Genomic DNA, 13,827 nt, shown 5'->3' on the forward strand with positions numbered 1-13,827 from the left:
CACCCCTCAATACCGCCATATTATGTGCCGGATCAGCCTTTTTTGGCTGCAACCAGCTCATCGATTTTTGCGCAGAGGTTCTTGAGAACGAAATATTCTTCGGTCGGAACCTTGCCTTCGTTCACTTCCTGGGTCCACTGCTCAAGCGGAATCTTAATGCCGAAAGCCTTGTCGATGGCGAAGACGATGTCGAGGAAGTCGAGGCTGTCGATGCCCAGATCGTCGATGGTGTGGCTATCTGGCGTGATGGTGTCACGGTCGATTTCACTGGTTTCGGCGATGATGTCGGCGACTTTGTCAAAAGTAGAGGACAAGTTTCGATTCCTTTATTCATGGCGGTGCCACAGTTGGCACGCATCTGACTGTTTGCGCGTGTCTAGCGTTTTTCCGGTGACAGGGAAAGTCATATTACTTTCATAGTCACCGAGCTTTCAAAACCGCATATAAGGCGCGTAACATGCGAAGCGCAACATAAAGACAAACTCTAATTTTGGAAATATTCTCAAAACTGAGTTATTACAACTGGGCTAGGGTTCGTTTCTGACGCGTCTCACAAAATACCAAAGACCAACCACAGCACAGGCGATCATCACAATTGCCAGTGCGTATTGCACCGGGCCATTCCCCGATGCAATTGCCACGAGGCCTGATGTCACGCTCCCCATTGCCCCCAAAGCTTCCGGGTGCTTCAAAACAGATGTGACGGCCATATCGCCCTGACGGGCCTTGGGTGAGATATCATTCGTCGGTCCTGCGGCATGGATGATGGGCGCGTTGGCAGCGAGCGCCAGAGCGCGAGAACGCACCCGTTCGACACGGGCGAGCCAGCCTTTCCCGAAGGTCGAGGCTGTAGACAACCTTTCCAGCCAGGATGCGCGTGCATCACACAAAGCATTGATGACCTCGTCGGTAGATCGCATATTGGCGGCCGCAACCGTCTGGGCTCCAATTATACCATCTTCGGGCAAGCCCAGAATACCTTGCAGCATCCTTGCCGCGCGTGCGGGACCTGAATTGACAGAAAAGTCGAACAGGGCGTAGTCGAGACCCGAAGGCAGGTTGTCTCCGTCGATCTTGTTCCAGAATTGCGCCTGATAGATTTGCGTGGCAGTTGCTGGCGTCATTTCCTTTACATCTTCGGGCGATACCTGATGTCCGTCCCACGCGGACAGGGTTGCGATGGTGATACCCATATTGGTTGCGCCGCCGGGATCAGCGGGATTGTCTGCATATCCGCCTTCTTCACTAAAAATATAAGGCATGACTTTCTGGAAATTCGACTTCATTGAAAAAGCCTCTAATTTAGTATTTATCGAAAAAAAACAGTAATTTATAGCTCAGGATATCATTGGTTCTTCAGAAGAAAATAGTGTGAAAACTACTTGTTCATGCATTCAATCAAGATTGGTTCAAAATCATTATTTGATCACGATGTGTCTTGCGTACCGCACGATGATGCGGCTTCATGAGCATCTCATCGCTGCATCATTGACAGGCGGGCAAAAGTGAATTCGGAAATCTTTGGATATGCACCGGACGGGCAGGCGGTTCACCGGCTCACGATCTCCAATGGCCCGCTGACGGCCAGGATCATCAATTGGGGCGCAGCCATTCAGGATCTGCGCATGGAGGGCCATGCGGCTCCGCTGGTGATCGGCTATCGCGACTTTGCCGATTATCCGGCCCATTCACCGCATCTGGGTGCGATTGCGGGTCGTTCGGCCAATCGCATCCGCAATGCCCGGTTTGATCTGGACGGAACGACTTACGAGGTAGAGCCGAATTTTCAGGGCCGCCACAATCTGCACGGCGGCAGCAAGGGGCTCGGCAATCGCGTCTGGAAGATAACCGGAAACGGTCCGGATTTCGTGACGCTTGCGACAGTGGCAACCGATGGCGAGATGGGGTTTCCCGGCAACCTGAATGTCAGCTGCACCTATATGCTCACCGGGGATGGGACGCTAATCGTGCGGCTGGAAGCGGTGACCGACAAGCCGACCGTCTGCAACCTGCTGCATCACAGCTACTTCAATCTCGATGATGGCGGCGAGGGCGATATTCTCGATCATCAGCTCAAGATCGACGCCGACGCCTATATGCCGGTCGATGATGCTCTCATTCCGGACGGACGCGTTCTGCCGGTCAAAGGAACGCCTTTCGATTTCCGGGAGTTCCGTCCGATTCGCTTTGAGGAGAATGGCAGTCAGGTCCAGTATGACAGTAATTTCTGCCTGACCGCAGCGCGGGGACCATTGCGCCCATGCGCGTCGGTCAAGGGCGCTCGTTCCGGTATTCGTCTCGATATCTCAACGACAGAACCGGGCGTTCAGTTCTATGCAGGCAACACCATGGCCAATGATTGCATCGGCCTGATGGGCAAGCCTTACGGAAAACACGCGGGTTTCTGTCTTGAGCCGCAGATATGGCCGGGATCGCTGGAATATCCGTATTTCCCGCAGGCAATATTGCGTCCGGGTGAGATTTACGCCCAGACCAGCCATTTCAGCTTTTCACGCGAAAAATAATCAATCAGCAAAAGCGGCGCGTGCGGTTTCCATCGGAGCGAGCGCGCCGCGTATCTCAACGACACGCGCTGCAACCAGATGCGCCTTGCGGGCTGCATCCACCGGAGCGAGCCCGTTTAATCGCGCAGCAAGATAGGCACCGTTGAAGCTGTCGCCAGCGCCGGTGGTGTCCACGGCTTGCGCCATAACGGATGGTACCGACACACTTTCATCGCCGGAGACGACCAGAGCCGGTTCGGTGCCGTCCTTGACGACGATCTCTTTCACGCCGAGTGCGGCAAGGCGATCTGCACAGGCGGCGGCATCCTTGTCGCCAAAGAGCGCTTGTTCATCGGGGAATGTGGGTAGGGCAATATCCGCAATGCGCATCGCTTCGCTGATGATCTCCTGCGCAACTTTCCGGTCAGGCCAGAGCTGGTGGCGGAAATTCGGATCGAATGCGATTCGTGAGCCGGCGGTGCGGCACTTCCGCAAGACATCGAAAAACGTGTCGCGATGCTCGGGCAGGATGATGGCGATTGAAATGCCCGAAAAATAGATGATGTCGCGGCCGGTCAGGCTTTTTTCCAGGGCTTCGCGGTCGCTGGCGAGACGCCGTGCCGCGGCGTCGCTCCGCCAATAGGTGAAGGAACGCTCGGCGCCGTTGAGCGTGATTGCGTAAAGACCGGGATGAAGTCCGTCAATAATGGGGCTATGGGCGATTCCGATTCCATTTGATGTCAGGAATACGCGCTGCTTCTGGGAGAAGCTGTCTTCGCCGAAAGCGGTCACATATTCGACAGGGTAGGATTTCTCCATCAGTGCCCGCATGTACCAGGCGGTGTTCAGCGTATCACCCGCAAAACCCATGCGCCATTGATCGCCTTCATTGCCTGAAAGCTCGATCATGCATTCGCCGATAGACGCAAATCCGCCCATGTCAGTCTCCTCACTTCCAATGGGGCTAACGCCTATACTAATTTGCCGTTATGTAAAATTGGTTTGTCGGTAGTCATCCAGCCTTTATCGACTTGCCACATTCATTGTGTAAGCATCCCCCGACTGCATCGCCCTCAAAATCGGGATAGCTTTTCAAAAGCACGATGCATTACCTGATATTTTGGAGTTCCGCTGACGTCGTGTAGCGAACCTCAGCCAAGGATTTGACATGCGTTATGCGATTTATTTCACGCCGCCATCCAATGATGCGCTTTTGAAGGTTGCCGCAAACTGGCTCGGGCGCAATGCGTTCAGCGGGGAACCGGTCAAGATGCCTGCGATTCGCTCGCTCGCGACCGCTGAAATCGCCCAGCTGACCGAAGAGCCGCGCCGTTATGGTTTTCATGCGACCATGAAAGCGCCGTTCCGTCTGGATGAAGAACATACTGAAAATGACCTGCTTTCCGCATTGATGCATTTCGCATCGTCGGCGTCACCGGTCGTCATTCCCCGTTTGAAGCTGCATGCAATTGGCCCGTTCTTCGCGCTCGTGCCGGAAGAGCCGGTTGCTGAGCTGAACCAGCTCGCCAATGATGTTGTCGTTGCCTTCGACCGGTTTCGCGCACCGCTCACTGAGGCGGAAATTGCAAAGCGGCGGCCGGAGCGTCTCAGCGAGACGCAGCGCCACAATATCGAACGCTGGGGCTATCCCTATGTTTTTGACGAGTTCCGCTTTCATATGACCCTGACCGGCCCGGTGGAGGAGAAGGACCGCGCTCGCGTGGAGCGGACGCTGGACGAATTTTTCACGCCGCTGCTGGATGACGCCGTAGAGGTTGCGAATCTCGCTCTGTTCGTGGAACCTGAGAAAGGGGCTCCTTTCGAGATTCATTCGCTGCATCCTCTGACCGGTGGCCAGGTTGCGTCTGCTCGGGCCTCACGAGCGGTTGGGAGGCCGTAAGCAATGGGAAATGAAACGGTTCTGCGCAACGCCCGTATCGTGCTCTCCGACGATGTCGTTCTCGGTTCTCTGAAGCTCGTCGGCGGCAAGATCGCCGATATCTCTACCGGCACCTCCAGTATTGGCGAAGATATGGAAGGCGACTTCCTGACGCCGGGACTGGTGGAACTGCACACAGATCATCTCGAAGGACACTATGCTCCGCGCCCCAAGGTGCGCTGGAACCCGATTGCCGCCGTACAGGCGCATGATGCCCAGATTGCCGCCTCCGGGATCACCACCGTTTTCGACGCATTGCGTATCGGTTTCGATGACGACGCCGAAACGGGTATCGACGATATGCGCAAGCTTTCGTCGGCGATTGCCGAAGGCCGCGATGCGGGCCGTCTGCGCGCCGACCATTTCCTGCATTTGCGTTGCGAGGTTTCCGCACCCGACTGCCTTCCTGCCTTCGAACAGTTCGGCAATCAGGCGCTGGTCAGGCTGGTATCGCTGATGGATCACGCGCCGGGGCAGCGGCAGTTCACGGATATCGAAACCTACAAGACATATTTTATTCGCAAGCTGAAATTCTCGGAAGAAGAGTTCCGGCTCTATTGCGAGCGGCGTATCGGGCAGTCCCAGCAATATTCCGCGCCGACACGCAAGGCGATTGCCGAATTGTGCCACCAGCGCGGGGTTATTCTGGCGAGCCACGATGACGCGACGACAGAGCATGTCGCGGAAGCACAGGCACAGGGAATACGCGTCGCGGAATTTCCCACGACACATACAGCTGCGAAAGCGTCAAAAGATTCCGGAATGTCGGTGCTTATGGGGGCGCCGAATGTCGTGCGCGGCGGTTCGCATTCGGGAAATGTGTCTGCGCGCGAGCTGGTCGAAGCCGGGCATCTCGATATCATATCGTCGGATTATATCCCGGCCAGCATGATGCAGTCGGCGTTTTTTCTCGCTGATGTCGTCGAGAATATCTCGCTTCCGCAAGCCATTCGTCTGGTTTCCGCCAACCCTGCCAAAGCGGTAGGGCTGGATGATCGCGGCGAGATTGTTGCCGGCAAGCGGGCTGATCTGGTTCGTGTGCAGATTGCCGATCACGTTCCGATCATCCGCACCGTTTGGCGAGAGGGACGGCGGGTTATTTAGAGCATCGATCTGATTGGATCAGACCGACGCTCTAAATATTTCTATTTCAAGCATAATCTTATCGATCCTCGTTTCACTCCGGTCGGATTATGCTCTAACCCACCGAGATGAGCGTGGTCGGTTCCAGCGCCAGTCTGCCATCATCCAGAATATCGAGCTGCAGAGAGCGGTAGCTTTCAATGCTCAGATGGGATGTCTTTGGGGAGTGCGGATGTGTTGCGGTGACCACGACAACGCTCGCACCGGCAGTTTCTCCGGCAACGATACCGGCTGGCGCATCCTCGAACACAAGGCAATTGTGCGGATCGAAACCAAGTCGTTTCGCGCCAAGCTGGAAACATTCGGGGCTTGGCTTGCCACGCTCTACATCTTCGGCGGAAACGATGGTCTTCGGCATCGGCAATCCTGCTGCGGCGACGCGGCGGGTTGCAAGTTCAAGTGGCGCCGAGGTGACGATTGCCCAACGGTCTTGCGGCAATGAACTGAGAAAGTCATACGCGCCGTCGATAGGTGCGATACCGTCCAGATCTGCCATTTCGGCCTGAAACAATATCTCCGCCTCGCGGATCGGGTCCACGCCCGGCAGAGCGAGGCGACGGACGGTTTCGACGGCCCGAACACCGTGGATCGTCGGCAGGAAAGTGACCGGATCGATGCCATGGCGTATCGCCCATTCGCTCCACACACGTTCGGTCGCTTCGATGGAACTCAATATCGTGCCGTCCATATCGAAAAGAAACGCATCGAATGATTTGCCGAAAGGGGAAAAGGAGGTCACGCTGAATGTCCTTTAACTACGCAGATGAGAATCGGGAGAATGCTTCTGTGATTGATCATAATGTTTATTGGGTGAGAAGACAGTCTTTGGAGCAGCCAGAGTCCCCACATCGGGTATGAAAATTCGCTTCGGCTCACTATATTGAGGAGCGACTGCAATATTGGTGAAACTTGATCATTTCGATCAATTGTGGCTTTTGGCACCTTTCCGAATTCAAATAAATGCCGAAAGCGTCGACTGCGACTGAATCGCATTCTCAGGATTGTTGTATAAATGACTGAAATGATATCAAAAAAACGCAACTATCCGGACGTGCGCTTTGCTGTTGCGCCCATGATTGACTGGTCGGACAGACATTGCCGCTACTTTCACAGGCTCTTTTCCAGGCACACATTGCTCTACACTGAAATGGTCGTGGCGGATGCTATCATTCACGGCCCGCGTGACCGATTGTTGGGTTTCGATGCCGCCGAACATCCTGTGGCACTGCAGCTGGGCGGTTCCGATCCGGTGAAGCTGAAAGAGGCTGCGAAGATCGGCGCCGATTACGGCTATGATGAAATCAATCTCAATGTCGGTTGCCCGTCGGATCGTGTGCAGTCAGGTACATTTGGCGCTTGTCTCATGCAAACCCCGGATGTGGTGGCGCGTTGCGTTTCAGCCATGAAAGAGGCCGTTTCCGTGCCCGTTACGGTCAAATGCCGTATTGGCGTTGATGATCAGGATGTGGAAGTTGCGCTCGACACTTTGACCGATCTGACGCTTGACGCGGGCGCTGATGCGCTTTGGGTCCATGCCCGCAAGGCCTGGCTGAAAGGATTATCGCCCAAGGAGAACCGCGAGATTCCACCACTTGACTATGATCGCGTCTATCGCCTCAAGGCGCGGCTTGGTGATGTTTTCGTCGGCATAAACGGCGGGATCAATACACTGGACGAAGCAGAGCAGCACTTGCAGACGGTCGATGCGGTGATGCTCGGTCGCGCCGCTTACCATAACCCCGAGATTCTGGCGGAGGTGGATGCGCGTCTTTATGGCGGCGATCAGGCAGATACCTCGATCGCTGATATCATCGATGACATGTGCGCTTACACTGATCGCCATATCGCGGCAGGCGGCAGGCTTTCGCATGTGAGCCGCCATATGGTCGGGCTTTTTACCGGACAGCCGGGCGCGCGGCGCTGGCGGCAAATCCTTTCGACAGACGCCACCAGGCCGGGCGCAAACAGCGACGTGCTGCGTCAGGCCTATGCCGTCGTGACTGAAGCGGCAGCAGAAGCTGCTTAGAATACGTTTCGATCTGATTGGATCAGATCGGCGCTCTCAGTATTTGTTTCGACGCGCATCTTATCCGAAAACCGTTTCACACTTTTCGGGATGCACTCTAATCAATCAGAATAAGCTGGTCGCCGCGGACAGTGAACCCGCCGAGGGTTTGCAGGAAGTTCATGCCGAGCAGGCTGCCGGTCATCAGGCCTTCCTTTGTCACCATGGCGCGCACATTCTGGCGTTCGATATCGCCAATCTGCAATGTAGCAATATTGATGACTGCTGCACTTGCCGTGCCATTGGCCGTCATGATCGGAACGGAATAGTTGAGCGAGGCGGTGTCTATGCCTGCGCGCTCTGCATCTTGCTGTGACAGGACGACCGAAGATGCGCCGGTATCGACCAGAAAGTGAACGCGTTCGCCGTTTACGCGCCCGTTGACCTCGAAATGACCGTTTGCAGCCTTTGCAAGCGTGACAGTCAGGGCACCATCGGCATTGCGGCCCGAAATAGGACTGCCGGGGATTAGCCCGGCCGTGACCCGGCTGGCGACGTCCTGCAGCTCATAACGATACTGGTAGCCTGCGACGAGACCGAGGATAATCACGGCCCACATGGCCATGTTGCGCGCAAAGTCGGTCAGCTTGATGCCGGAGCCGAGCAAGCCAGCGGCAAGCACGACGCCCCAAATGCCCAGATAGGCTGCGCGGGCAAACACGTCATTGTCCATGCCAAGCGTTGAGCCACTGTCATTGTTGGACATCAGCAGCAGGACAACAATCGCGACTGCCGCAATAATGAGCCAGAAAAAGCGCCCCATCAGCCAATTCTCTTTTCTACAATAATCTCATGCCTGTCGGCGAGAAGCGCCCAGACGGCCATTCGCTCTTCTGCACTCATGCTGGACCAGTGTGCGATTTCATCCAGCGTCCGGGCACAGCCGAGGCAGAAGCCGGTTTCCGTATCTATCGTGCAAACCAATATGCACGGGGATTCGATGGTTGTCGTGTCCATGAATGCAATGTGGTTGCATCAAAGGGCCATGACAAGCCCGGCGAGGACGGCAACCGAACCGATCTGCTGCGCCGCGCCTAGCGTGTCGCCCGTCTGTCCGCCGATTTTTGCGATACAAAGTCTGGCAAAGCCGAAAAGCAGACCTGTTGCCAGCACAAGCGCATTGATGAGCGAGAGAAATCCACCCACTGGAATGAGCGTGAAGACAAGAAAGACCAGCCCAATCCCGAAACCGCAAACAACGGTCTCCCATTGTGGCTGGCCAACACTGTCGGACAGTCCACCGGGACGCGCGGAAGGAAGGGCGTGCCAGAATGCCAGCATGCCTGATCGGCTTGCCGCCTCGCATCCGACCAGCGCAAGTGCTGCGTATCCCGCGCCTGCGCGGTCGATGATCGCCATCAGTAGAGCCGCTTTCAAACCGACGAAGACAATCAGCGTCAGCGCGGCGAAAGTTCCGATGCGGGAATCTTTCATGATATCCAGCCGACGATCAGGCGAAGAAGCACCGAAGAAACCGTCAGCAGTATCGCCCAGACCGTCTTCATGGAGCGCGCCGGTCATAGCCGCCAGGGCACCAATCGCGAGCAGCGCGCAGGCAAGGGGTGGCAGGTTCACTTTATAGGCCATGAAAAGCACAGCGCCTGCCAGCAGGCCCAGAACCGCTCCCGCGAGCGGAAAGGCACGGGCATTGCGCGGCAACGAATCATCGCCGTTCTCGAACCAGCTCTGTGGAAGCGGCAGGCGGCTTAGAAAGCCCAGACTCCGGATCGTGTCGCCAATGAGACTATTTCGCTGCAAGTGACTGTTCCACTTTGTTTCCCGAAATGGATTTCCGCGATAATTCGCCTCAATGTTGCTTCAACTCAAAGAGGTGATTTGAAAATTCGCGTCAGTGCTTATAGGACGAGCCCAACGAATTTACACCTCCCATCATTGATTGGACTGAACTTATGAGCGCCAGCGGCCTACCTTTTGACGATTTCCGAGAATTGATCCGAAATCTGCCGGGGCCTGATCTCGGGGCGGAAAGGGCCGTTCGCGAGCGTGAAGCTACACTGACCAAGCCTGCCGGCTCGCTCGGACGCATGGAAGACATCGTGGCATGGCTTGCCGCATGGACTGGCAAGCGCACACCGCAGATCAATCGCCCGCTGGTCGCGGTGTTTGCTGGCAATCACGGGGTTACGGCCAAGAACATCACGCCATTTCCGCCAAGTGTCACGGCACAGATGGTCGAGAATTTCGCCGCCGGTGGCGCAGCCATCAACCAGATCTGCATTGCCAACGATCTGGGGCTGAAGGTTTTCGATCTGGCGCTGGAGCATCCAACCGGCGACATTACCGAAGAACCGGCCATGGATGAGCGCACCTGCGCCGCGACCATGGCTTTCGGCATGGAAGCGATTGCCGGTGGAACCGATCTCCTATGCATCGGCGAAATGGGTATCGGTAATACCACGATTGCCGCAGCGATCGCGCTGGCGCTCTTCGGTGGTACGGCGGAAGACTGGGTAGGGCCGGGCACGGGCTCAACGGGTGAACTGCTGCAGCGCAAGCTCGCCGCCGTTCGTCAGGCCGTAGCCCTCCATCAGGCACACCTGCAGGACCCGCTGGAAGTGCTGAGCCGTCTCGGCGGTCGTGAAATTGCAGCCATGGCCGGTGCAATTCTGGCGGCGCGCATGGAGAAAATTCCGGTCATCGTCGACGGTTTTGTGGCAAGCGCTGCCGCAGCTATTCTCTATGCCGCCAATCCGGAAGCCATCGACCATTGCCTGTTCGGCCATGTTTCTGCCGAGCCGGGCCATCGCAAGCTTCTGGAGAAGATGGGCAAGCAGCCGCTTCTTGATATGGGAATGCGCCTTGGTGAAGGAACTGGTGCGGCGCTCGCAGCCAGTATCGTCAAGGCGGCAGCGCTGTGCCACAGCGGCATGGCCACGTTCGAACAGGCTGGAATATCCGGTTCGAAATAACGGTCACCGCATCGTCAAAAAAGCCCGCCATTTGGCGGGCTTATCATTTAAATCAAAGATTTAAGAGCGTCAGTTGTTGTCTTTGTCGAGTACCATGTAGTCGAGCGGCAATTCGGTGGTGTACTTGATCTGCTCCATGGCGAAGGACGAAGACACGTCGCGAATTTCGATCTTGCTGATGAGGCGCTTGTAGAAAGCGTCATAAGCGCCGATGTCCGGCACGGCTACACGAAGCAGATAATCCACATCACCGCTCATGCGGTAGAATTCGATGACTTCAGGGAATTCCTGAACCACTTCAGAAAAGCGCTTCAGCCATTCATGGCTGTGGGAGCTTGTGCGCACCGATACGAACACCGTCACCCGCGCATTGACGCGGATCGGATCGAGAATGGCGACACGGCGCTTGATGACGCCATCTTCTTCAAGTTTCTGGATGCGGCGCCAGCATGGCGTCGTGGAAAGGCCAACTTTCTTGGCAACGTCTGCCACCGCAAGTGTCGCGTCTTCCTGCAATAAGCGCAGTATCTTCCTGTCGAGCCTGTCCATGCGTTTCCGTTCCCGGTTTTAGAAATCGTTTCCCGAACTATGCGAATAGGTGAAACGTCATACCTTATGGTTCGCAATGATCCGAAGTTACAGGAAAAATATTCTGATGAAAACGAATGGAGTAAAAATTATTTATCGTCTTGGATGAGGTCTCGCACTTTTGCCTGAAGAACAGGCACAACTTCAGCATCGAACCATGGATTTCTTTTGAGCCATCCGCTGTTGCGCCAGGATGGGTGCGGCAAGGGCAGGGCGATTCGACCCGCCGGATTGGGTGTCTCTAAGAAATACCGCCAGTTCCTGACGGTTTCAGTCAGATTGCGGCCCCGATAGTCGGGCAGGTGATAGGCAAGAGCGTATTGTCCGACGACGAGAATGAATTCCAGCTGCGGCATTGCCGCGAAAACACGGTCATGCCAGGTCTGGCGGCATTCGCGGCGCGGCGGGAGATCACCGCCATGCTTGTCATAACCGGGAAAGCAGAAGCCCATCGGGACGATGGCAAAGCGTGACGGATCATAAAACTCCTCACGTGAGACGCCGAGCCATTGCCGCAGGCGATCGCCAGACGGGTCGTTGAACGGCAGGGAGGTGTTATGCACGCGAATGCCGGGAGCCTGACCGCAAATGGCAATTCTCGCTGTATCCGAGACGATGCAGACGGGATTGGGCTCGTGCGGTAGGGGCGGCGGAAACTGCGGTGTGTCGCGACAGATGCGGCAAGCCCGGATCGAGTGACTGAGTTCGTCCAGTTTTTCCATGAATACTATCAGTTTCGGGGCAGGATCATTTCGATGAAAATTCGAATATGTTCCCTAATATAGGTAAAGCCATCTCCGATTACAGCCAGCAACGGTTCGCGGCCGGACGGCTGTTCAATTTCAAGATCGCGATAGTCCTTGCGCCATAAGGACGGTTGCTCAAACTGACCGGCCCAGATGCCAAGCCGGTTGCGGCGGGCGTCGCGTTCCTCGCGCTGATAATCGCCGTAGGAGACGGCCCAGCCCTGTTCAACCATCCAGCGGTTGAGGTCGGTTTCCCCAAGATAACAGCGCGCCAGGTCGCGATTATACTGATCTCGTCCCTCTTTCTCGCACCGAATCGAGGACTTACCGATTCTGGCCCGCAAGATGTTGCGGGCTTCCTTGCCGCAATCGTAAGGGGTTCCTGCCCGAACACACTGCTGTTGCATCTCCGGTGCGTCGATACCCTTGAGACGTATATGTTTCTTGCTGAGAACGACAGTATCGCCATCAATCACATAGACCGGCCCGTTCAATGCCTCTTTAGGCGCCGATTGGATTGGCAGATAGGCGATAAGCACGGCTAAAAAAGAAAATAGTAATATAGTCAATAAGATACTGCGAAAGCTTATGCTGTTGCTTTTGCGAGCCGGACGATAGGGACGTCTGTAAGGGCGACGGTATTTGCTCATAGATAGCTTCGCGACTCCCCGGCATCCTTCATTTTGCGCAGACTGCGAGCTCCTGTCGCTGACGTCAACAAGAGCAGATTGTTGACCGGAACAACAGTCAGTTTGTTGTCAATTAGCAACAGTCTTTACCGTTGCTTTAGGTTAGAAAGAGCTCAGGCACATTTTGCCCATTTCCCGCCACAAACTGGCGTCACCGATCATGGAAAGGCAGAAGCCACCAAAGTATTGAGAGCTGTCAGGCTCCAGCAGGATAGGCAGGAATGACGAAGGGCGCGTTGTTGCACAGCAAACGGATTAGGAACAGGATCACCCCTGTTCGCGCACCCTTTATTCTTTCCAATGATGGTAAGGCTTTTTTCGGCCAAGATCGGGTCTCAGTCTTGACGAAAACAGCGTGCATTCTGTCCTCTATGAATGTTTCCTCTGAATGTGAAAGACCAGCGTTGTGATGCGTATCCGCAGTTTTTCATATAGCGCCCTTGCTATGGCTCTCGGCTTGGCCATTGCCTGTAACAGCGCCTTTGCTTTCGACCTTAATGACGATTCCGAAAAGTCGAGAAGCCCGTTTGAACTCTTCAAGTTCGGCTTTTCCGCATACAAGAATGGTCACAAGGACGAAGCGATCAAGGCACTGCGTTATGCTGCGGATCGCGGCCATCAGGGTGCGAAGTGGAAACTGGCCCGCATGTATGCCGATGGCGACGGCGTGCCGGAAAATGACTATGAAGCCTATAAGATTTTCGAAAAGATCGTTCGCGAAGGTTCTGAACCGGGTTCGGAAAACGACTCTTATGTGGCTGACGCTCTCGTGGCGCTTGCAGGCTATGTGAAGCGCGGTATTCCGGGCTCGCCGGTCAATGCCAATCCGGGTATGGCACGCAATCTCTATGTGCAGGCCGCCTCGAATTTCGGTGATTCCGCTGCCCAGTTCGAGCTTGGCAAAATGCTGCTCGACGGCGACGGCGGAGAACGCAATTCCATTCAGGCCGCACGTTGGTTCCAGCTTGCCGCCAAGAAGGGTAATGCCGGTGCGCAAGCCATGCTCGGCAACATGCTGTTTCAGGCAGGCAAGACCGTTCGTGGCCTCGCTATGATGACCGCAGCTTTCGAACGCTGCCCGACCGAAGATTGCCCATGGATACGCGATATGCAGGAGCAGGCATTCTCGATTGCCGGCGAAGCGGACCGTCGTAATGCGATTGCACTCTCCAGTGACTACGTCACCAAAGGCGACTTCTGATTTAACTGGAAACGCTATGGTC

General features: G+C 55.5%; 16 protein-coding genes. 6 read left to right on the top strand and 10 right to left on the bottom strand.

The window, feature by feature from the left end; genetic code table 11:
* Window positions 1–32: 32 nt before the first annotated feature.
* Both ABDF71_RS06825 and ABDF71_RS06830 read right to left on the bottom strand, forming a co-directional pair.
* Window positions 33–314 (bottom strand): acyl carrier protein, encoded by a 282-nt coding sequence (locus ABDF71_RS06825; protein ID WP_006466638.1) that lies wholly within the window; start codon window positions 312–314, stop codon window positions 33–35.
* Between the two features lie 213 nt (window positions 315–527).
* Entirely contained in the window at window positions 528–1,286 is a 759-nt protein-coding gene (locus ABDF71_RS06830) for a glycoside hydrolase family 108 protein (protein WP_029924989.1), read from the bottom strand.
* Between the two features lie 219 nt (window positions 1,287–1,505).
* Between ABDF71_RS06830 and ABDF71_RS06835 the strand changes: the two genes are divergently transcribed.
* Window positions 1,506–2,525 (top strand): aldose epimerase family protein, encoded by a 1,020-nt coding sequence (locus ABDF71_RS06835; protein WP_010661221.1) that lies wholly within the window; start codon window positions 1,506–1,508, stop codon window positions 2,523–2,525.
* On the opposite strand, the gene ABDF71_RS06840 is transcribed toward ABDF71_RS06835, so the two are convergent.
* A complete protein-coding gene (locus ABDF71_RS06840; RefSeq protein WP_500061417.1) occupies window positions 2,526–3,443 on the bottom strand; it encodes a sugar kinase in 918 nt (305 codons plus the stop codon).
* 229 nt (window positions 3,444–3,672) lie between these two features.
* Here ABDF71_RS06840 and ABDF71_RS06845 point away from each other — a divergent pair, with 229 nt between their 5' ends.
* Window positions 3,673–4,404, top strand: coding sequence for a DUF1045 domain-containing protein (locus ABDF71_RS06845; RefSeq protein ID WP_029924986.1), 732 nt, complete (start codon window positions 3,673–3,675; stop codon window positions 4,402–4,404).
* A gap of 3 nt (window positions 4,405–4,407) precedes the next feature.
* Window positions 4,408–5,547: an alpha-D-ribose 1-methylphosphonate 5-triphosphate diphosphatase gene (locus ABDF71_RS06850; protein ID WP_029924984.1), complete on the top strand. Its 1,140-nt coding sequence runs from the start codon at window positions 4,408–4,410 to the stop codon at window positions 5,545–5,547.
* Window positions 5,548–5,641: 94 nt separating this feature from the next.
* On the opposite strand, the gene ABDF71_RS06855 is transcribed toward ABDF71_RS06850, so the two are convergent.
* Window positions 5,642–6,325 (bottom strand): HAD family hydrolase, encoded by a 684-nt coding sequence (locus tag ABDF71_RS06855; protein WP_029924982.1) that lies wholly within the window; start codon window positions 6,323–6,325, stop codon window positions 5,642–5,644.
* A gap of 273 nt (window positions 6,326–6,598) precedes the next feature.
* Here ABDF71_RS06855 and dusA point away from each other — a divergent pair, with 273 nt between their 5' ends.
* The gene (gene dusA, locus ABDF71_RS06860) at window positions 6,599–7,612 is read left to right on the top strand and encodes a tRNA dihydrouridine(20/20a) synthase DusA (protein ID WP_029924980.1); all 1,014 of its coding nucleotides are present in this window, start codon (window positions 6,599–6,601) and stop codon (window positions 7,610–7,612) included.
* 97 nt (window positions 7,613–7,709) lie between these two features.
* On the opposite strand, the gene ABDF71_RS06865 is transcribed toward dusA, so the two are convergent.
* From ABDF71_RS06865 to ABDF71_RS06875, 3 genes are read right to left on the bottom strand one after another with little or no spacing between them, the layout of a single operon-like run.
* Window positions 7,710–8,414 carry a TIGR02281 family clan AA aspartic protease gene (locus ABDF71_RS06865; protein WP_010661227.1) on the bottom strand — a complete coding sequence of 235 codons (705 nt, stop codon included), beginning with the start codon at window positions 8,412–8,414 and terminating at the stop codon, window positions 7,710–7,712.
* Window positions 8,414–8,608, bottom strand: coding sequence for a DUF1289 domain-containing protein (locus ABDF71_RS06870; RefSeq protein ID WP_029924978.1), 195 nt, complete (start codon window positions 8,606–8,608; stop codon window positions 8,414–8,416). The genes ABDF71_RS06865 and ABDF71_RS06870 overlap by 1 nt, the downstream gene beginning before the upstream one ends.
* An 18-nt stretch (window positions 8,609–8,626) precedes the next feature.
* On the bottom strand, window positions 8,627–9,409 hold the full coding sequence (locus ABDF71_RS06875) for an adenosylcobinamide-GDP ribazoletransferase (RefSeq protein WP_029924975.1): 783 nt from the start codon (window positions 9,407–9,409) through the stop codon (window positions 8,627–8,629).
* A gap of 152 nt (window positions 9,410–9,561) precedes the next feature.
* Here ABDF71_RS06875 and cobT point away from each other — a divergent pair, with 152 nt between their 5' ends.
* Window positions 9,562–10,581: a nicotinate-nucleotide--dimethylbenzimidazole phosphoribosyltransferase gene (cobT, locus tag ABDF71_RS06880; protein ID WP_029924973.1), complete on the top strand. Its 1,020-nt coding sequence runs from the start codon at window positions 9,562–9,564 to the stop codon at window positions 10,579–10,581.
* Between the two features lie 69 nt (window positions 10,582–10,650).
* Here cobT and ABDF71_RS06885 read toward each other — a convergent pair whose 3' ends face one another.
* The 3 genes from ABDF71_RS06885 to ABDF71_RS06895 all read right to left on the bottom strand — a co-directional run bounded on the left by ABDF71_RS06885 (window position 10,651) and on the right by ABDF71_RS06895 (window position 12,565).
* Window positions 10,651–11,130: an Lrp/AsnC family transcriptional regulator gene (locus tag ABDF71_RS06885; RefSeq protein WP_010661230.1), complete on the bottom strand. Its 480-nt coding sequence runs from the start codon at window positions 11,128–11,130 to the stop codon at window positions 10,651–10,653.
* A gap of 128 nt (window positions 11,131–11,258) precedes the next feature.
* Window positions 11,259–11,900, bottom strand: a complete 642-nt coding sequence (locus tag ABDF71_RS06890) for a uracil-DNA glycosylase family protein (protein ID WP_029376248.1) — start codon at window positions 11,898–11,900, stop codon at window positions 11,259–11,261.
* Entirely contained in the window at window positions 11,900–12,565 is a 666-nt protein-coding gene (locus ABDF71_RS06895) for a thermonuclease family protein (RefSeq protein WP_500061418.1), read from the bottom strand. Before ABDF71_RS06895 ends, ABDF71_RS06890 begins: the two co-directional genes overlap by 1 nt.
* Window positions 12,566–13,013: 448 nt before the next feature.
* Between ABDF71_RS06895 and ABDF71_RS06900 the strand changes: the two genes are divergently transcribed.
* Complete coding sequence (locus ABDF71_RS06900; protein ID WP_010661233.1) at window positions 13,014–13,805, top strand: tetratricopeptide repeat protein; 792 nt, start codon at window positions 13,014–13,016, stop codon at window positions 13,803–13,805.
* Window positions 13,806–13,827 lie beyond the last annotated feature (22 nt).

It is taken from the genome of Ochrobactrum sp. WV_118_8, assembly GCF_039631535.1.
GTDB lineage: Bacteria > Pseudomonadota > Alphaproteobacteria > Rhizobiales > Rhizobiaceae > Brucella > Brucella anthropi.